A 19,887-nucleotide genomic window follows, 5' to 3' on the forward strand; every position below is an offset into this window, starting at 1 on the left:
CATAAGGGCAAGTTTGCCCTTGGCGCAGAAGATGCACCTTGGGCCCTTTTTGGCTTCCTTCAGACCAAGGGCCGCTACCAGTTCGTCCCAAGGGATGGCGATATAGATCTTGCCAAGATCGCTTTCGAGAAACCGGGCGTAAAACGCATCGAACTCTTCGGTCTGGGAGGAAAATGTAAAACTGTGCTGGAAATCGTGGATTCTTCGTATCTTGGACATAGACATTAAGATAAAAACCCCGTTTTTTGAGCTAGAGACTCGTTTTCGGGGTTTTATTATATCTAAATATACGAATTAAATACCTGATAAACAAGCAGTTGCGTCAATTCTGAATGCGCCTTAATTAATTCATAGTCCAGGGACTGCCACTATTTGACCAAATAATTACAAAATATAAGCAATGGGAAATTAGGGGAGGATTGCATTAACCCATAAAACTTTGGACATATTTAGAAGGAAGGATTCCAAAGTGATCCATAAAGCATTTAGAAAAATAGGCAGGACTATTAAATCCGGTTGAAAAAGCCGTTTCCGAAATATTTTTGGTGTTTTGTTTTAATAACTGTAACGCTTTATCTAACCGGTACTCTTTTATAAAACTATTAGAGGATTTACCAGTTAGCGCCATCATTTTTCTATATACTTGGGATTTACTGTAACCCAAATTTTTACTAAAATTATCAGAGTTAAAAGCGGTGTTGGCCCACTCCTTTTCCGTATAGTCCATTATAAGGTCTACAAATTTTTCTTCACCTTTATTCAAGGCTTTTATATATTCCTTATTTAACTTACGGTTTAAGTTCTCACTTTCGTACAACTCATCTACTTCATGCGATAAAACTATTTTACCACGAATTATAGTACAAAACCGTTCTGCCAATTTAATAGTATCTTCAAATAAGCTTTCTTTCTCGGTAACAGGAATTCCTGCATGTAATCCTATGTTCAATTGCATACCTGTATTTAGATACTGAGTGGTATCGTTAAAGTGGGAGTATATTTCTTGTGCGCAATGCACCGCATTGGTAACGGAATTAAACGACAACATAAAATAATCTGATCGTTGCTTTACGATCCGACCGATAAATTTTTCTGTGGAAGTAAGAATGGAGTTGTTATAATGCCCAATTTTTCGACTGAAACTTTTGGGATCATCAGCAAGAAACGAAACCTGACATAATGAAATCATCATTATGGTCCTAAAAGCGGGATCATTAATAATATTTAACTCTGTTTTTTGGGATTTTTTGGGATCTTCTATTCGGCCCAAAAAAGACTCTACAATTGTGCTATCCACTTCAATTATTCTATGTGGAACATCACCGTGAGCATGATTATGCATGCTCTGAATGGCCTGCTTATTAGGCGCCTTAATCAAACAAAAAGCAGTGCGTCTTTTTTCATCGCACCAATACGTCATCCCCTTGCAGCCAAAAAGATGTTCTATTTTTAAATCTTCCCTATGCATTTCTGCCACATGTTCTGCGGTAATGGACTCTGGAATATCGTGACGATCCATATAGATTGGCATAGACCTGTTTTTATACAAGTTAATGATTTTCAATGGATTTAGGAGGAGATGAGTCGGTTTTTATTATCTAGTATTCCTCTATGTAGGTATAGGAATCAAAAAAATCCCTTCGGAGAAAGGGATTACATATTTAAAACGATTAGTTGACTTTTTCAGGAAAAACTAATTGCCGCAGTAGTCGTTTTTTAATTTTAAATATGCTTCCTGAAGTCTTTTAGTTATCTTACCAATAGCATCACCTTGGTAATAGAAATGGTCATCTATTTGTCTTATGGACGCAATCTGCGTGGTGGTCCCTGTTAAAAATGCCTCGTCCATGTCTATCATCGCTTTTTCAGAAACTCCTTTTTCACGCACTTCTATACCCAGTTGTGCGCACAATTCCAATACCAATTGTCTGGTAATACCATCCAAAATAAATCTATCGGCAGGATGCGTATAAACTATATCATCCTTTACAAAAAACACATTACAATGAGAAGCTTCGGTAACCACTCCATTCCTAATGAAGATGTTTTCAAAACACCCCGCTTGCATTGCATCCTCATTGGCTATAACATTGCCTAATAATGAAATCATTTTTATATCACACCTTGTCCATCTAAAATCCTCCGAAGTTATCACAGATGCCTTTATTAAATTGATGTCCGGCAGAATTTTTGGGATGGCATACATCATAAAAGTGGGCGTTATAGAGGTTGGAAAAGCGTGTTGTCTTGGAGCCACGCCTCTAGTAACATGCATATACAACAAACAGTCCTTATCTACTAAATCCGAACCTTTTAGAATTTTGGAAATTTCAGCAGAAAGGTTCCTGGTATCAAAATCGATCTTAATTTTACGGAGGTTCTCTTCCAAACGTTTAAGATGGGCTTCTTTGTAAAAGAAACGTCCATTGATTTGTACCATAACCTCATAAATTCCATCCCCAAATAAAAATCCCCTATCAAATACAGAAATCGTAGCAGATTCCGAATCCAGAATGTCACCGTTCAGGTATATTTTCTTAGGATATGAATTCTTCATAAAGCAGGTGTTTTTAGTCTTGTTATAATTTAATCAAACGTACGTTTTGATCCGATAAATATATACTAATTCATCCCTAGATTGGCACTTAAGAGAAATTAAGTTTTATGAATATTGTTTACTCACTATTTGAAAATGGAATGATTTATTGATTGTAAACCCGTTCCGTGCAGGATGACTTAAAAAGGTTATCGACAGATTCACTTCGTTATAAAATCGGCTTAACAAAAGTATTTAAGAAATAGTTACAGGAGTCAATCAATAATATAGACTTATCGCTTTACTTATTATATTACTCTAGCCCTGGACATTCCACACTGGAGGAAAACAAAAAGGGACCCGAAAAGGGTCCCTTAATACATAATTTACTGTACAGTTTATTGTACTCCTCTTGCTTTCAGCATAGGCGCAATCTTAGGATCGCTACCTCTCCAATCCTGGTACATTTTTTCAAGTGGTAAGGTATTCCCTCTAGAAAGAACCATCTCTCTAAATCGCTGTCCGTTTTCACGGGTAAGTCCACCATTGTTCTCAAACCAGTCATAAGCGTCATGATGCAGCATCTCTGTCCATAGGTAAGAATAGTAACCTGCAGCATAACCACTTCCAAAAATATGGGAAAAATAAGTAGATCTATATCTTGGTGGAACTGCCTTAACTACATCTAGCTTAGTTTTATTTAAAGCCTCTTTTTCAAAAGTATTTGCATCCTCAACACTAGTGCCTGCACTGATGGTATGCCACTGCATATCTAAATTAGAAGCCGCCAAATTTTCAGTAAGGCTGTAGCCTTGGTTAAAAGTGCCCGATTTTTTAATCTTATCTATAAGCCCTTGAGGTATTTGCTCCCCAGTTTGGTAGTGCAGGGCATAGTTTTTTAATATCTCAGGGTATAGCGCCCAATTTTCATTAAACTGAGATGGGAATTCCACAAAATCCCTTGGTACCGAAGTTCCCGATAAAGACGGATATTTCTGATCAGCAAAGAACCCGTGAAGGGCATGACCAAATTCATGGAACATGGTGCTTACTTCATCATAGGTTAACAATGCTGGTTCTCCCTCTGCTGGTTTCGGATAATTACACACGTTGTAAATAACCGGTTTTTTGTTGTACAATTTAGACTGCGTTACAAAATTGCTCATCCATGCTCCTCCTCGCTTACTAGGACGGGAAAAGAAATCGGCATAGAAAAGCCCTAAGGTTTCCCCGTTTTCTTCATAAAGCTCGTATACCATAACATCTTCATGATAGGTAGGGATATCGGTCCTAGCTTTAAAAGTAAGTCCGTATAACTTTTCTGCCGCATAGAAAACACCTTTTTCTAACACCGTCTTCAATTCAAAATAGGGTTTGATCTGATTTTCATCCAAATCATATTTTGCAATTCTTACCATTTCTGCATAGTGGTTCCAGTCCCAGGCTTCCAAAGTGAAATCACCTCCCTTTTCCTTCACCATCTCCTGGATTTCTCCTGCTTCTTCCTTAGCTTTGGCAGTAGCAGCTGGTACTAGCCCATTGAACAGTTCAAACACTTTCTCAGGCTTCTTGGCCATCGTATTCTGTAAGCTCCATTCCGCATAATTGGCAAATCCTAACAAAGCCCCCTTCTTAGCGCGTAGTTCGGCAATCTCAATAATGATATCTTTCGTATCGTGTGCAGTCCCATCTGCCCTTTTCCATGCAGCGGAAAACAACTTCTCCCTACTTTCCCTATTCTCCATAGTTTGTAGCATGGGCTGTTGGGTAGTATTTTGAAGGGGAATTTTCCATCCTTCACCATCTTTGGTTTCCAACGACTTTAGTTCCGCTTCTGAAAGTCCGGCTAAATCAGATTTCTCGGTAAAAACTACTGCTCCTCCATTGTTAGCCTCCAATAAAGTCTTATTAAAAGTAGTGGTTAGGGTGGCTAATCTAGAATTATAGGATTTTAAAGTTTCTTTTTTATCTGCAGGAAGATTGGCACCCGCAATTTCAAAATCTTCAAAGTACATTTCCAATAATTTTAAGGATTCGGCATCCAAATCTAAGCTCTGTTTGGAGTCGTGTAACGCCTTTACTCTTTGGAACAGTTTTTCGTTTAAGTAGATAGCATCCCTTAATTCAGAAAATTTTGGGGCCATTTCTTCTTGGACAGCCTGCAAGGTATCATTGGTATGGGCACCGGTTAAGGAATAGAATACATTTCTAACTCTATCTAAGGTAACATCGCTTTTTTCTAATGCCAAAATGGTGTTTTCAAAAGTAGCCGCTTCAGGATTATTTACGATTTTTTCCAAGGCCTCTTTCTGTTCTTCTATTCCTTGTAATAACGCAGGTTTAAAGTGGGTATTTTTAATTTTGGTAAAGTCTGGGGCAAAATAAGGTAAGGTAGATTCAACTAACAACGGATTTTCCGCAGAATCCGATTTGGTCCCCTTATCTTTGTTTTTTGAATCGTTACATGCTGTAAACAGGATCGTTAGCATTAATAATGTAGAAGCTCTTTTCATTTATTCATTGTTTAAAATCATAATGTCCAAAGATAGGCAAATTGCAATGATGCACCATAGCTATAACCCAATACCACCCCTTAGTAAATCGAAGATTTAAGTATTGATGGCTCATTTATTTTATTAAAAAAAATGCCAATAAGAACCTATAGTGGTTACTAAAGGATGAGTTCATAATTGAACACTGTTTAGGAAAGGATTATTTATATTTACCTCGGATTTTATACCTAATTTTAATTGGAAGAAAGGACCTTGGATGGTTATATAAATCGTTGACTGTGCTAGAATGTCTTTAAGTAAGTTGTTATCTCCTATTCTTTACCTCGGACTATTGTTGGACGGAAACCGTAGGATTATATAAAATATGAAAATGACAAAAACATATAAATTCAACCATTTTAAAGTGCTATTCATCACTGCAATGTGTTTATTGGGCAATAGCTTAAATGCACAGCTGGTCAACATTGAGTCCAAGAGGATGCAAAGTGATTCCATACGGTTTGCCTTAAAAAGCGATTTGTTGTTTGATTATACGGATAATAATGGGGACTATTTATTCCAATTGGGCTCTAACGTAACCACGCAACTTAAATCTAAGGACCTTAAAAAAATCTTTTTCTTTATAGGGAATTACAAGCTTATAAGGAGTAACGATAAAGATTTTCAGAACAACTGGTTCTTTCACCTACGATACAATCAAAAACTATCTTCATTGTTTCGAATTGAGGCTTTCATCCAAAACCAAAATAATACCAAACTTACCATTGTATCAAGAAATCTCGTTGGAGCAGGAATCCGATTAAAATTGGTTTCTTCTGAATTGACTAGGGTATACGTCGGTAATGCGTATATGTATGAGGTTGAGAAGTTAGCGGAATCGGGAGTACATTTTTATAATCATCGTAACAGCTGTTACCTGTCTGCCACACATTCCTTTAATAAAACATCTTTACTTCTTACCGAAACGATATATTTTCAACCCTTATACAATGATATTGGAAACCACAGAATTCTATTGCAGATGAAGGCAGAGTTACCACTAACTGAAATTATAAGCTTATCTGCTCTTTATAATTTTTCTTACAACAGCTTTCCTGCCGTTAATGATATTGACCGTTCCTCCAATCTTAGCTTAGGGTTTACTTTTACCATTTAACCTAATAAAAAATGAGACATGGATTCGCAATTACTTAATCTTTAAGTGATTTCATATCTATTACAAACCTATACTTTACATCTGAATTAATAACTCGCTCATAGGCATTGTTAATATCTTGTATATTAATAAGCTCAATATCAGAAACAATATTGTAATCCCCACAGAAATCCAACATTTCTTGTGTTTCTTTAATACCTCCTATCAACGAACCTGCAATACGTTTTCTTCCACCAATAATACCGCCACCATGAAATGGCTTTAGATTCTCAACAGCGCCTACTAATACCATTGTGGCATCAATTTTTAAAAGGGCTATATATGGGTCCATTTCATGTCCGACTGGGATGGTGTTGAGGATAAAGTCGAAACTATTCTTATGTGCGGCCATATCCTCCTTGTTTTTTGATATCAGCACCTCGTGTGCACCCAAGGCTTTAGCATCCTTAGCCTTGTCTGGGGAAGTGGTTATCATTACCACTTTTGCGCCAAGTGCATTTGCAAATTTCACCCCCATATGCCCTAAGCCACCCAAACCTATTACACCTACTTTATCCCCTTTTTTCACTTTCCAATGTCTCAAAGGAGACCAGGTTGTAATTCCGGCACAAAGTAAAGGAGCTGCTGCCGAAGGGTCAATATTATTTGGAATGCGCAAAACAAACTGCTCATCTACTACCACATCAGTAGAATAACCCCCATAAGTTTGTTGCCCTTTAATATATTTATCATGACTATTATAAGTAAAGGTGGCGCCATTTTCACAGAATTGTTCCAAATGGTTATTACAAGGCGGACAATGATGACAAGAATCTACTAAACACCCCACTCCTACTAAGTCACCCTCTTTAAATTTTTTCACACCATTTCCAACTTCCACCACGCGTCCTATAATTTCATGTCCGGGAACTACTGGATACTTTGAGTTTTTCCATTCGTTTCTTGCAGTGTGGATATCACTATGGCAGACCCCGCAATAGGTAATATCTATTTTAATATCATTTTTACCTACTTCCCTCCGAACTATATCTATAGGTTTTAAGTCTTCTGTGGCAGCTGTTGTGCCAAATGCTTTAATTGTTCTCATCTTTTTATTTTTATAAATAGTCCGAGGATAGTGTAAGGGGTATTTTTATATCCTAGGATAGATAAATAGTTCCTTTTAAGGTACAACTAATTCATCTAAAATTATTAGAAAGATCTTTAGTAATTTATAAAATTAACTCCAGGCTTAGTTTACCGGATACTTTGCTGTACTTACTATTCCTTTAATTCGTAACGTAGTAGCCTCAGGGCATTTAGCACTACCACAAGGGTAGAGCCTTCATGAATCGCTACGGCAATCCCAATATTAGCAAGTCCAAAGATTGTTGCAGGTACTAATAATGCCACAACTCCCATACTAATCCATAAGTTTTGTTTTATGATACGTTTAGATTCACGGCTCAATCCAATAACAAATGGGAGACTCTCTATCTTGTCTGACATTAAGGCCACATCTGCCGTCTCCAAAGCTACGTCGCTTCCCGCAGCTCCCATAGCTATACCAACGGTACTAATAGCCATTGCGGGGGCATCATTTACACCATCCCCAACCATGGCAACCTTGTTATTATTCTGCTTTAATTCTTCAATGGCTTTCACCTTATCTTCTGGCAGCAAATTTCCTTTGGCATCGGTAAGCCCTATTTGCTTGGCAATGGAATCTCCCACCCTTTGGTGGTCTCCAGTAAGCATAATCATTTGTTTTATCCCAATTTTTTTTAATCTTTCCAGGGTTTGGGATGCCAATTTACGAGGTACATCCATAACACTTATTAATCCAATTAATGTATCGTTATAGCCCACTAGCATTACTGTATTTCCATACTGCAACAATTCATCCATTTGCTGGTGTATTTCTAGACCTACTGGAATTTGGGCGTCCTTCATAATTTCTACATTTCCAATATAAACGCTACCTCCGTTATAATTTGCCCGAACTCCTTTACCTTGTATAGATTGTAAGTCAGAGGATTTATGCTTATTTACCGTACCATATTCAGACATTATATCTTTAGAAATAGCTCTTGCCAAGGGGTGATTACTCAGACTCTCTACATCTAGTACCATTTCTAAAAACTCTTCTTGATTAAACCCGTTCATGGGCATAATATTCGTCAACCTAGGTTTCCCCTCAGTAAGCGTTCCGGTCTTATCGAAGGCAATTATTCGGAGGCTTCCCATATCTTCCAATGCGCGACCTCCTTTTATAAGGACCCCTTTCTTGGCTGCTCTTGCAATAGCGCTTAATACGGCACTAGGTGTAGATATTGCCAGTGCGCACGGACTAGAGGCTACAAGTACGCTTATGGCCCTATACAAGCTTTCCTTTACTGATTCATCTATCACTAAATGTGCGAAGGACAGCGTTATTACCATAACAATAACGGCAGGAACAAACCATTTTTCAAATTTTTTAGTCTGTAACTGGGTAGGTGATTTCTTGGTTTCTACCTCACTAACCATTTTTATTAGACGAGAAATAGTAGTGTCCTTACTTAGCTTTAATACCTTTACTTCTATTAGGTTATCTCCGTTTAGAGTACCGGTGAAAACTACATTTGATGCTTCAATCTGATCAAAATTAGGCAACTTGGTGTCTGGAGCAATCGCCGTTTTATCAACTGGAATGCTTTCTCCAGTTATAGAGGATTGGTCTACACTACTACTCCCCTTTACAATAACTCCATCTGCAGATATTTGACTATTGGGCTTTACTACTATAATATCGTCTATTTGCAAATCCTCTACAGCGACTTCTTTAATAGTACCTCCTTTTCTCACCATAGCGGTCTTTGGGGAAAGTTCTCCTAATGCTTCAATAGATTTTTTAGCCTTATTTAACGCGTGGTGCTCTAAGGCATGCCCCAAACTAAATAGAAACAATAGTAAAGCTCCTTCTGCCCAACTATCTATATATGCAGCTCCTATAGCCGCGGCAATCATTAAAAAATCGATTTCAAACTCCCCTTTCCTTGTTTTTACTATGGCTTCCAACAAAGTGAAATACCCTCCAAAAAAATAGGCTGCTATATAGCTGCTTAGGGCTGTCCATTCTGGTAACTGCGTTAGTTTGGATAAAATAAGACCTAAAAAGAAGAATACGCCACTTAAGATGGCGAAATATAACTCCGTTTTCTCTCCGAAAATTCCTCCGTGATCATGATCATCAGTACTGCTGTTTTTTAATTGGGATTGTTCAGTTTCCATTGGCTTTATTAGTTTCAATCAAAAATACCATTAAAGAGCGTGCAATGGTATTGCAATTATAGATTACAATTATCGCATATACCCTTTACAAGCATATTAATGTCTTCTGGCACAAAACCATCGGGAAGGCTAATTGTTGGAATCCGATGCTCGGTTAAACAAGTAGTTTGGTTGCATTGGGTACAATGAAAGTGCAGATGGAGGTCCCCATGTTTCCCTTCAACCGCGTCGTGTTTACAAAGAGCATATTTGGGAATCCCCGTTCCATCATCTATCTGGTGGACTAGACATTTGTCTTCAAAGGTTTTAAGGGTACGGTATAAGGTGGTTCTGTCCGATCTTTCAAAATTATCCTCCACAGCTGTTAAACTCACAGCAGAACTCTGGTCCTGCATAAATTGGTGGACTAAAATACGCATGGCCGTAGGACGGATACCCGAATCCCTTAACTGTTTTTCAGAATTTTTCATATTATAACGTTCAAATACTTCAGGGATGGTCGGACCTTTGCTGATATAATAACCAACCTCCTAAATTTTTTAAAGTAAAGGTTATATGGTATAGAGCTTAATAAATTATAAATATATTACCAACTATCCATAAATTGGGAATTATATTCCTCATTTCCTTTATATCTTTGCTGCTAATTTAAAAAGATATTCCCTTCTTAAATCACTTTTACATATTTCCGTGTCTCTAGACTCCCATTCTCATTATAAAATTTACAAACCTTTTGGCATTCTAAGTCAGTTCATTTCTAATGATGACAAGGAAGCTCGAAAAAAAAGATTTCTGGGAGAACTTCACTCCTTCCCTCAAGATATTATGCCAGTAGGAAGATTGGATGAAAAATCGGAAGGACTCTTATTGCTTACTACTGATGGTAAACTAAGCGATACCATAAATAGGATGGGTATAGAGAAAGAGTATCATGTTCAATTAGATGGGGAAATTACCACAGAGGCCATGGCTTTATTGCAAGAAGGGGTTGAAATAGGATTTCATGGTAAAAGGTATTATACTAAGCCATCAAAACTCCACTATTTGGAAGAAGCTCCTACCTATTTTGAGCCAGACCCTAAACTTAGAATAGGAAGGCACAGACCCACATCTTGGATAAGTATCACTATTACCGAGGGTAAGTTTAGACAGGTGCGTAAGATGACAGCGGCGGTCGGATTCCCTACCGTGCGATTAATAAGGGTAAGGATAGGTACTATAGGTTTGGAAAACTTGACCCCAGGTGAAGTGGTGCAAGTAAAGGAGATATCATTATAAAAGGGGTACTAAACCCTATCCCTTTAGTCGACTTTCTATTAATAATTCATCATAGCTGCAATTTTATCTTTAGATCACAGGATCAATGGACGAAGGAAAGCCGCTACTAGGAGCACTATAAACTTTAAGATGACTTTTAAACATATTGTTATGGCATTGATGATTAGTATAATCCCTAAAACCAATATTTAGGACGTTATCTTTAATGGTTCCTTTTATCTCTGGTAAAAGGTACAAACCGCACTGGAGCTAGAATTTCTTTTTTAAGTTTTCCGTCCTGTTTGGTTAATTTTATAAGATAGGTACCCCCATCCTTATCATCGACAGGGATAACCATTCTTCCACCATCCTTTAATTGGGAGATAAGGGGTTCGGGAACTTCTTCCGCCCCGGCAGTAACCATTATGGCATCAAATGGAGCCTGTTCTGGCCATCCGTGATATCCATCCCCCCATTTCACCGAAACGTTGTTATATTCCAAAGTGTCCAATCGGTTTTTTGCCGAATTTGCCAAGTCCTTAACTATTTCAATAGTATAGACGGAGGCTACGATTTCTGCCATTACCGCAGCTTGGTATCCAGATCCAGTACCTATTTCTAACACATTATCAGTTGAATTTAAATCTAGACTTTCTGTCATAAATGCCACGATATAGGGTTGGGAAATAGTTTGATCATTACCTATTGGAAGCGCATGATCATTATACGCTTGTTTAATTAGGCTATGCGGGACAAATTTATGCCTAGGCACCTTTTTCATGGCTTCTAAAGTAGCAGGGTCGTTAATGCCCCTTGCAATAAGTTGATTATTAACCATGTTCTTTCGTTCTGTCGCCCAGTTTACTTGTGCCATCGTAATAGAATTGATGAAAAAAATAAAACCCAATGCAAATAAATAAAGGATACGCATTTAATTCAAATTTAGAAAAGAAGCTTCTAGTTACCCTTTTAAGATACAACATTGTTATCAATTTAAAAAGAGCTAAATCCTTAATGCCAATGGTACTATGATATGTAAATAAAATATTATATCCCGATTTCGTGGTGTACAATATGATAGTTCGTCTCTTCCACGATCAAAATATTTTATTCCCCTGAAGCAGGTAAAAACTCCTAAACTGAAAAAGGACCGATTAACTTATTAATCGATCCTTTTTAAACTTTAAATCCCATTTTCACCTATTGAGGTTCACTATCACTTAATTCCTTTATGGGGGTTAGCATCACTTTTCTAAATTCCACCTCTGCTCCTTCGGCTTGTATTGCAATTTGCCCACTTTTGGCTGTGGCATTATAACCATGGTTTACCAAATCGCCATTTAGCCAAACCTTTATTTCATTGTCTAAACATTCTATGGTCATATAATTCCATTCTCCTAAAGGATTTTCAGATCCATCTGTTAGGTTTTTTATCCTACGTAATTTCCCCTCGGTAATACCCCAATCTGCTTTAGGTCCCCTTTTCTCCTCCATGTTATCCACAGTAATGTCTTCCACAATACACCAAAAGTCACCCGCATTTTCATGCATCATTTGCACTTCTATGGATTTCGGAAACATATCATAAAGCGATCTTGGAGTTGAAGCAAAGACTAATACCCCGCAATTTCCAGGTTTTCCAGGAAATCGGTATTCCACTTTTAACCTAAAGTTGGAATAGTTGGCGTCAGTAATCAAATGCCCCTGAGGTTCACCCAAACTTACCAATTGGTTATTGCGAACAATAAAAGGGTTTATGGCATTTGGATTACTGTCCATTTGTGGTACATCTACATGCCATCCTGTAAGATCCTTTCCATTAAAAAGCGGGATAGATTTTTGGGCGTTGCACAGCGCCACAGCTATAAAAAAGAAAAAAGTAAGCAAGGAACTTCTCATATGTATGGTCTAAATAAGTTTATATCACCTTAAACTGATCTATAAATATAACATTTGATTTCAACGCACCAAAGAGATGGAAACTTACCTGGCTATTATCTTTTCCTATTATAATACTATTTATTCCCGAATTTTAAGTTTGGAAAATACATAGCACATTTCTGTAGCAATTTGAGTGCTCCGTTCCATATATTTTACCTCCTTTATTGGGGTGTCATCAAATAGTTTAGGATCTTCATAGGGTAAAGGTATACGTTTTTCTGCTCCAGAAATCACTGGACACGCTTCGTTGGCCTCAGTGCAGGTCATTACTGCTAGGAATTGTGATTTGGGATTAAATTCATGGTCAAAAGTTTTTGAAAATCCGATTACCGCCGGCTGATTAGGAGCGAATTTTATAGCGTATATCGGATTAGTCCCACTCGCCAGCAATTTGATATCAAAACCGATATTTTCTAGGGTCTTAATCACCATAGGAAAAATGGCGGTAGCTTCAGTCCCCCCAGAATAACTATTAAAATTATTTAAATTGTACTGATACGCCATAACCTGGCCCCATACCTGTGCTAAATGACTTCTTCTAGAATTATGGGTGCAAATAAAATTTAGGCGTATTGCGTCTTTATTATTAATACAGGATTGTAAATGATCAATCAAAGGTTGGAGCGACAATTTCCTTTCTTCTGCTATGGAATTTAGATCTAAGTTTTCTACAAATACCCTAATAGTATTGAATAACATATTACTCTTTCATTTTATTAACAACACCCAGATCCTGGTGCGCAAGAGGTTTGCTGATTGGTGACCAACTCTTTTAGTTTCATCTTAGGCTTTACCTCTGGGATACCACAGTTATCCTTCGCTAAACAGTCCGTATGCTTATTGGTCAGCAAGAAATAGGTTCCATTAAATTCCAGTCCATATTTGCCTATGGTTTCTCCCTGATATTCCACCTCTATTTCTTGGTTTTTTAAGTCCAAGGTCTTTTCAGAAAGTTCAATAATATGAATCAATTTTTCTGGGTGAATTCGGTGATCGTAATCATTGGCTTCCCAGAGTTGAAAATTGATAACCTCTTCCTTTCTCACTTTCCCACCACAATCTATAAAATGTTTATGAACCTTTCCCACTTCGGTAACATGAAAGTGACTGGGTACAAATTGTCCATTGGGCAATTGGAATGCAATAGTTTCTAAAGTCTGTAAATGTGCTTTAATTTCTTCTAGTTTCATGATAATGAATTATTTGATTTTTAAAATACTATTTAAACCACAGCTGCCTATTTACAGTTTAAACAAGGTTTGCTGTTAAGTTTTTTGGACATCCATTTATGATCCTTCCATATATTTATATCGTACTCCATATGGAATTCTGCAATAATACCCTCTATATAATGTAGCTACTCTGATTTTATGCCTAAATTACTAGTTCAATAATACTATATTGTTCTTAGGCCCAAGGAGCCTTACTAATATGGCAACTTTCATAAAGCCCACTACAACTCTATTGCAATATTACGATTAATTGAAATTCCCGAAGTTATTTATTCTGTTAAATTTTCAGCAAGCACGTCTAATTTCTTTTTTCATTTGCAGTAAAACACCTGTAGATACCACTGCCTTATAGAAAAATAAAAACCTAAAAATAGGTGATAATAATTATGATCACTCTGCCTCTGGTTTATTAGTTGCAACGTGAAATACTAGCGGTTTGGGTAAAATTGAGTACTTTGCACGACTTTAAAAAACGCAATTAAAAGTGAAGGTCTGTATTGCAGAAAAACCAAGTGTTGCTAGAGAAATTGCCCAAGTTTTAGGTGCAAACACCAAACATGATGGGTATTTTGAAGGGAATGGCTATGCGGTTACCTATACATTTGGGCATTTATGTACTTTATTTGAACCCAATGATTACAAGCCACATTGGAAAAGTTGGGATCTTAACAATTTACCAATGCTACCAGAGAAGTTTAAAACAAAGGTAGTAGACAACGAAGGGATACAAAAACAGTTTAATATTGTTAAGGGATTATTTGATAAAGCCGAACTGGTAATCAATTGCGGGGATGCGGGACAAGAGGGAGAACTAATTCAACGCTGGGTTATGAACCAGGCCAATTATACGGGTGAGGTAAAACGGCTATGGATATCTTCCCTAACTACCGAAGCCATAAAAGAAGGTTTCACAAAATTAAGGCCATCAGAGGATTACGACCATCTTTACTATGCAGGATTTTCACGTGCCATTGGCGATTGGTTGTTGGGAATGAATGCTACACGATTATATACCGTAAAACATGGAGGGTACAAGCAAATGCTTTCCGTAGGAAGAGTGCAAACCCCTACCCTAGCCATGGTAGTAAACCGATTTAAGGAGATAGAGGATTTTAAGCCTCAGCCCTACTGGGAACTTCAAACCTTATATAGAGAAACGGTGTTCAGCTATGAAGAAGGTCGTTTTCTAAAAATGGAAGAGGGAGAGGCGGTAGCCGCAATGGTAAAAGAACATGAATTTGAGATAGTTTCCATCAACAAAAAAAAGGGAAAGGAATATGCTCCCAAATTGTTCGATCTAACAGGATTACAGGTGTACTGCAATACCAAATTTGGGTTTTCAGCCGATGAGACCCTAAAAATAGTTCAAAAATTATATGAACAAAAGGCGGTTACCTACCCAAGGGTAGACACCACATTCCTTCCGAACGATGTGTATCCCAAAGTTGGGGAAATACTGGGAAACTTAACCCAATATGCTGAGTTATGTGCTCCTCTACTGAACAAAAAAATAAAAAAATCTTCCAAGGTTTTTAATGATAAGAAAGTTACAGATCACCATGCCATTATACCTACAGGGGTGGAAATCAACATGAATCCTGCTCAAAAACAGGTTTATGATAGTATTGTAAGGCGATTTATTGCGGTTTTCTATGAGGATTGCGAGGTTTCTAATACAACGGTTATTGGAAAGGTGACTACAATCAATTTTAAAACGACAGGGAGAGAAATCCTAAAAAAAGGATGGCGGATTGTTTTTGAGACGCCAGATTCTAAAGGAAAAAAAGAATCAGGCGTATTACCGAGCTTTGTAAAGGGTGAAAAAGGGCCTCATGAGCCCTCATTTATGGAGAAACAGACCAAACCCCCCAAGCAATTTACAGAAGCTACTCTATTACGGGCAATGGAAACGGCCGGTAAACAGGTAGACGATGATGAAATGCGGGAGCTAATGAAAGAGAACGGTATTGGTAGACCTTCTACGCGGGCAAATATTATAGAAACTCTATTTAGGCGTAAATACATAAAACGAAACAAAAAACAAGTGTTACCCACGCCCACCGGTATCCAATTAATTGATACTATACAGAACGAACTGCTAAAATCGGCCGAACTGACTGGTATGTGGGAGAAGCAACTTAAGGATATAGAAAAAGGCGAATTTAGTGCAGGAACCTTCATAAATAATATGAAGCGAATGGTAGACCAATTAGTGTACGAGGTTAGAAGCGAAACAAAACGCGCTAACATCTCCCATTCTACAACCGTCCAAAAATCCGAAAATAAAAAGACCACCAAAAAGAAAAAAGGAATTGAGGATGTCAGTTGTCCCAAATGCAAGGAGGGAAAACTCCTAAAGGGAAGTTCGGCTTACGGCTGCAGTGGTTATAAAAATGGTTGTGATTTTTTATTGCCTTTTGATTTTCATGGGAAAACCATCTCTGAGAACCAGTTTCTGAGGTTATTGACAAAAGGATGTACCGTAAACCTAAAGGGCTTTAAACCCAATGATGGGGAAGAGGTTGAAGGATTGGTTAGATTTGACGAACAATTTAAATTAGTGTTGGAACCCAAGGTTGTGGCAGCCCCGGTAAACCAAACTCCAATATGCCCAAAATGTAAAAAGGGAGATATCGTTAAGGGAAAATCGGCCTATGGTTGCAGCGATTTCCGAAATGGATGTGATTTTAGATGCTCTTTTGATGAAATTAAAGTCAAAGCCAATGGTAAACCATTAACAAAAGCATTGGTCCTCGAAATTCTAAAAGGAGCAAAGTAACCTGTTGTCCCCGCAATTAATAGTATCCTATAATGTATTATAACTACCAACTTGCACATTGGTGGTTTTCCATCATCATAAAATTATAATACATAAAAAAGAAAGAGGCTGTCTAAAAAGGCAGCCTCTTTCTTTGATTAGACTAAACTTAGTTTATAGGATTTCAACCAATTCTAAATCGAACGTCAGATCCTGACCCGCTAGAATGTGATTGGCGTCTAGCACCACGCTATGATCCTTCACATCTGTGATTCTTAAATGTCTTTCGGTGCCGTCTTGGTTCTTCGCCATTAATGCCATCCCAATTTCCGGAGTAAGGTCTGGAGGAAGTTGATTGATTTCAACTTCGTGGAATAATTCAGTTATTATATCACCATAAGCCTCCTCTTTTGGAACACTGATCGTTTTCTTTTCTTTTACTTGCATATTTAATAATCCTTTCTCAAACCCTGGAATTAACATTCCCTTGCCCAATGTTATTTCTAATGGACCTCTTTCCAAAGAGCTGTCGAAAACTTGACCATTTTTTAATTTTCCGGTATAGTGCACTTTAACCGTGTCATCTGGTTTTACTCTAGTCATAAAACTTAAATCTCTTAATTTTAAACAGTTGATTTATTTGGCAAAACTATGAGATATTGTTTTTTTAAAAGAATATTACTCGCAAAATCAGCGGTAATTTACATAATCTTAACAAATCGTATCTTAACACCACTCCAATTCGTTCTCAATTAAATATAAGATGCAATTCTAAGGTAATTTTTTAGGGTGAGCTCTTGTCGTATCAGAGGAAAGCTACCGGATAACATTTCTGTGTCAGGCTAAATGTTACGGACAGGCAAGCGGACGAGATTACTCGACAATTGCTTGATATACGAGATTTCGCAATTTAGCATGGTCGTCTACCCCATTGGTAGGTATAAGTTGTTTAAAATACACCACCACTAATTCCTCTACAGGATCTACCCAATAAGTTGAACCGTAGGCACCTCCCCATTCATACGTCCCCACGGAACCAGGTTCTCCGCGCTGTCCAACGTCTTTAGTTATAGAAAAACCAAGACCAAACCCCGATCCATTTCGCCCTGAGTAGGGAATATCCCTAGACACTACGTGATCGGAAGTCATTAATTCTACAGTTTTTCGAGATAAGATTTGCTTTCCGTTATAGGCACCTCCATTTAACATCATTTGCAAAAATTTAGCATAATCCAAGGAAGTGGACAGTAGTCCGGCCCCACCAGAAAAACTTTTCCGTGGTCCTTTTATATAATGCCCCTGTCCTACTCCCAAACCGGGGTTTGGGGCTCTTTCCAGGGCTTTTCCACTATGGGCCATGTAGGAGGTAGCTAATCGGTCTGACTTATTCTTAGGTAAATAGAAATAAGTATCCTTCATTTCCAAAGGGTCTAAAATACGCTCTTTGATAAATTGATCTAAAGATTGTCCAGAAACCCTTTCAACGATTACCCCAAGGATATCAGTATTGTACCCATACACAAATCGTTCTCCTGGTTGTGCATCCATGGGCAATGTAGCCATCCTAGCAATTGTTTCTGAGATGGGCTCATCCTTATCTGCAAAGTACCAATTTTGAATTCCCGCAGCTTTCCACTCCTCTTCTGCTAAACCATGCCCATAGCCAATTCCGGCAGTATGAGTAAGTAAATCCCTAATAGTAATATTCCTCTGGGCTGGTATTACATCATAACCTCCATCTTCTTTTTTCTTGGCTACTGTAGTCTCTTTCCATTCAGGTAAATATTAATCTAATGGATCGGCAATTAAAAGTTTACCTTCTTCCTGAAGTATCATAACGGCCACGCTAACTATAGCCTTTGTCTGGGATGCAATCCTAAAAATGGCATCTGTTTTCATCTCCTTATTCAATTCGATGTCACTTTCTCCAAAAGCTTCATGATATACAATCTTGCCTCTCCTAGCGATCAATGTTACATTACCAGCTATCTTGCCATCTTTCACGTATTGCTCCATCACCTTAGAAAGTCGTTCTAATCTTTGGGTAGACATACCTACCTTTTCTGGGAGAGTAGATTCTAGGTTTTGCGCTTGCCCAAAGGCTACCGATAATAGCAACAGCAGTACTACATATGATTTAAAAGCCTTACTCATAATGTTTCATTTTTTTAAAGTGAATATTTCTTCTATAATAAATGAGACAAAAGATAAAAGATATTTTGGGAGAATACACTATCGGTAACTAAAAAACTTGAATCCTTTTATCGACTCCCATTGCTTATAAATTTTTGGAAGCCAACCAATCAATTAATATTGTAAGGATAGTAGTGGGAAAACTAAGTTTACTAGAATTGATTTTAAAGTAAAACCATGGAAAAGTCACTCTATATTTCGGTAAGAAGATAGATTTAAAATTGAATGAATCTAGTAAAGGAAAAAATAAAGGCGCTATAGATATACAATAGAGCTTGGTAGATTTCTAGGAAAACGCTAAGCCTTATGTTATGACCTAACCTGCGAAGAATTTATTTTAGGGTATTTCGATTTTCCTCATGAAAATTTTTCGGAATAACCTTTTCTTATATGAAAATATAATTTTTTCGTTATTCCGAATATTCTTTTATGAAGTAAAAACCTTGAAGATTAAATTTTCTTTACTCGTACGGCATTCATCCCTTTCATCCCTCTTTCAAGTTCAAATGAGACCTTGTCATTTTCCGTTATTTCGTCAATTAAGCCGCTAACGTGAGTAAAGTACTTTTCATTATTTTCAGAATCGATGATGAATCCAAACCCTTTTGAATGATCAAAAAAGGAAACTTTTCCTTTTCTTACCGGATCAAATTCCTCAACATCACTATCGTCTTTCTTAGGGATACCTATTTCTATCGTAGAAGCATCTATTTCCACCTTCTGGGTTGGATCTGGTGGAGTATCTGTTAAATTACCATCGTGGTCAACATAGGCAAATTGAATTCCTGGATTGTCCTTGGCCTCAGCTTTTCGGGCCAATTTCTTCTTTTGCTTTTCTTCTCTCTTCTTTAAACGCTTTTTTTCTTTTTCGCTTTTATTATACGTCTGTTGCGATTTTGCCATTCTTTAATTTAGTTATTATTAAAATATTCCATGAGGGAAGTCGTTCTAACACCAAAAATTGTATTTCTTCAACAATAGTCTTTCTAAAGGCTATCTTAAAGATAGTAGATTTAATAGAACTTCTACTACCCATGGTACTTCAACAA

General features: G+C 37.4%; 16 protein-coding genes and 1 pseudogene. 3 read left to right on the forward strand and 14 right to left on the reverse strand.

Going from position 1 to position 19,887, the window contains the following annotated elements; genetic code table 11:
* From G466_RS24030 to G466_RS0118930, 4 genes are all read right to left on the reverse strand, one after another.
* The coding region (locus G466_RS24030; protein WP_157373859.1) for a hypothetical protein at window positions 1-219 on the reverse strand (219 nt) is incomplete at its 3' end.
* Window positions 220-424: 205 nt separating this feature from the next.
* Entirely contained in the window at window positions 425-1,531 is a 1,107-nt protein-coding gene (locus tag G466_RS0118920; protein WP_026815013.1) for a nickel-binding protein, read from the reverse strand.
* Window positions 1,532-1,693: 162 nt separating this feature from the next.
* Window positions 1,694-2,557 (reverse strand): aminotransferase class IV, encoded by an 864-nt coding sequence (locus G466_RS0118925; protein WP_026815014.1) that lies wholly within the window; start codon window positions 2,555-2,557, stop codon window positions 1,694-1,696.
* A 377-nt stretch (window positions 2,558-2,934) separates the two neighbouring features.
* Window positions 2,935-5,049: a M3 family metallopeptidase gene (locus tag G466_RS0118930; protein WP_026815015.1), complete on the reverse strand. Its 2,115-nt coding sequence runs from the start codon at window positions 5,047-5,049 to the stop codon at window positions 2,935-2,937.
* Window positions 5,050-5,419: 370 nt separating this feature from the next.
* Between G466_RS0118930 and G466_RS0118935 the strand changes: the two genes are divergently transcribed.
* Window positions 5,420-6,205, forward strand: coding sequence for a DUF481 domain-containing protein (locus G466_RS0118935; RefSeq protein WP_169720775.1), 786 nt, complete (start codon window positions 5,420-5,422; stop codon window positions 6,203-6,205).
* Between the two features lie 34 nt (window positions 6,206-6,239).
* Here the strand turns inward: G466_RS0118935 and G466_RS0118940 are convergent, their stop codons facing one another.
* The 3 genes from G466_RS0118940 to G466_RS0118950 all read right to left on the reverse strand — a co-directional run bounded on the left by G466_RS0118940 (window position 6,240) and on the right by G466_RS0118950 (window position 9,927).
* Window positions 6,240-7,292 carry an NAD(P)-dependent alcohol dehydrogenase gene (locus G466_RS0118940; RefSeq protein ID WP_026815017.1) on the reverse strand — a complete coding sequence of 351 codons (1,053 nt, stop codon included), beginning with the start codon at window positions 7,290-7,292 and terminating at the stop codon, window positions 6,240-6,242.
* Window positions 7,293-7,465: 173 nt separating this feature from the next.
* Window positions 7,466-9,457, reverse strand: a complete 1,992-nt coding sequence (locus G466_RS0118945) for a heavy metal translocating P-type ATPase (RefSeq protein ID WP_026815018.1) — start codon at window positions 9,455-9,457, stop codon at window positions 7,466-7,468.
* 56 nt (window positions 9,458-9,513) lie between these two features.
* Window positions 9,514-9,927 (reverse strand): Fur family transcriptional regulator, encoded by a 414-nt coding sequence (locus G466_RS0118950; protein WP_026815019.1) that lies wholly within the window; start codon window positions 9,925-9,927, stop codon window positions 9,514-9,516.
* Between the two features lie 220 nt (window positions 9,928-10,147).
* Here G466_RS0118950 and G466_RS0118955 point away from each other — a divergent pair, with 220 nt between their 5' ends.
* Window positions 10,148-10,735, forward strand: a complete 588-nt coding sequence (locus tag G466_RS0118955; protein ID WP_026815020.1) for a pseudouridine synthase — start codon at window positions 10,148-10,150, stop codon at window positions 10,733-10,735.
* 202 nt (window positions 10,736-10,937) lie between these two features.
* Here the strand turns inward: G466_RS0118955 and G466_RS0118960 are convergent, their stop codons facing one another.
* The 4 genes from G466_RS0118960 to G466_RS0118975 form a co-directional block, all read right to left on the reverse strand.
* The gene (locus tag G466_RS0118960; protein ID WP_229797121.1) at window positions 10,938-11,588 is read right to left on the reverse strand and encodes a protein-L-isoaspartate(D-aspartate) O-methyltransferase; all 651 of its coding nucleotides are present in this window, start codon (window positions 11,586-11,588) and stop codon (window positions 10,938-10,940) included.
* 326 nt (window positions 11,589-11,914) lie between these two features.
* Complete coding sequence (locus tag G466_RS0118965) at window positions 11,915-12,613, reverse strand: 3-keto-disaccharide hydrolase (protein WP_026815022.1); 699 nt, start codon at window positions 12,611-12,613, stop codon at window positions 11,915-11,917.
* 120 nt (window positions 12,614-12,733) lie between these two features.
* Window positions 12,734-13,354 (reverse strand): low molecular weight phosphatase family protein, encoded by a 621-nt coding sequence (locus G466_RS0118970; RefSeq protein WP_026815023.1) that lies wholly within the window; start codon window positions 13,352-13,354, stop codon window positions 12,734-12,736.
* A gap of 17 nt (window positions 13,355-13,371) precedes the next feature.
* The gene (locus G466_RS0118975) at window positions 13,372-13,845 is read right to left on the reverse strand and encodes a DUF6428 family protein (RefSeq protein ID WP_026815024.1); all 474 of its coding nucleotides are present in this window, start codon (window positions 13,843-13,845) and stop codon (window positions 13,372-13,374) included.
* Window positions 13,846-14,371: 526 nt separating this feature from the next.
* Between G466_RS0118975 and G466_RS0118980 the strand changes: the two genes are divergently transcribed.
* A complete protein-coding gene (locus tag G466_RS0118980; RefSeq protein WP_026815025.1) occupies window positions 14,372-16,666 on the forward strand; it encodes a type IA DNA topoisomerase in 2,295 nt (764 codons plus the stop codon).
* Window positions 16,667-16,819: 153 nt separating this feature from the next.
* Here the strand turns inward: G466_RS0118980 and G466_RS0118985 are convergent, their stop codons facing one another.
* The 3 genes and pseudogenes from G466_RS0118985 to G466_RS0118995 all read right to left on the reverse strand — a co-directional run bounded on the left by G466_RS0118985 (window position 16,820) and on the right by G466_RS0118995 (window position 19,741).
* Window positions 16,820-17,248, reverse strand: a complete 429-nt coding sequence (locus tag G466_RS0118985; RefSeq protein ID WP_026815026.1) for an FKBP-type peptidyl-prolyl cis-trans isomerase — start codon at window positions 17,246-17,248, stop codon at window positions 16,820-16,822.
* Between the two features lie 270 nt (window positions 17,249-17,518).
* A pseudogene (locus G466_RS22785) lies at window positions 17,519-18,799 on the reverse strand (serine hydrolase domain-containing protein).
* 489 nt (window positions 18,800-19,288) lie between these two features.
* A complete protein-coding gene (locus tag G466_RS0118995; RefSeq protein WP_026815027.1) occupies window positions 19,289-19,741 on the reverse strand; it encodes a cold-shock protein in 453 nt (150 codons plus the stop codon).
* Window positions 19,742-19,887: the final 146 nt, after the last annotated feature.

Origin of the sequence: Arenibacter certesii DSM 19833 (genome assembly GCF_000429545.1) — a bacterium.
GTDB classification, from domain to species: domain Bacteria; phylum Bacteroidota; class Bacteroidia; order Flavobacteriales; family Flavobacteriaceae; genus Arenibacter; species Arenibacter certesii.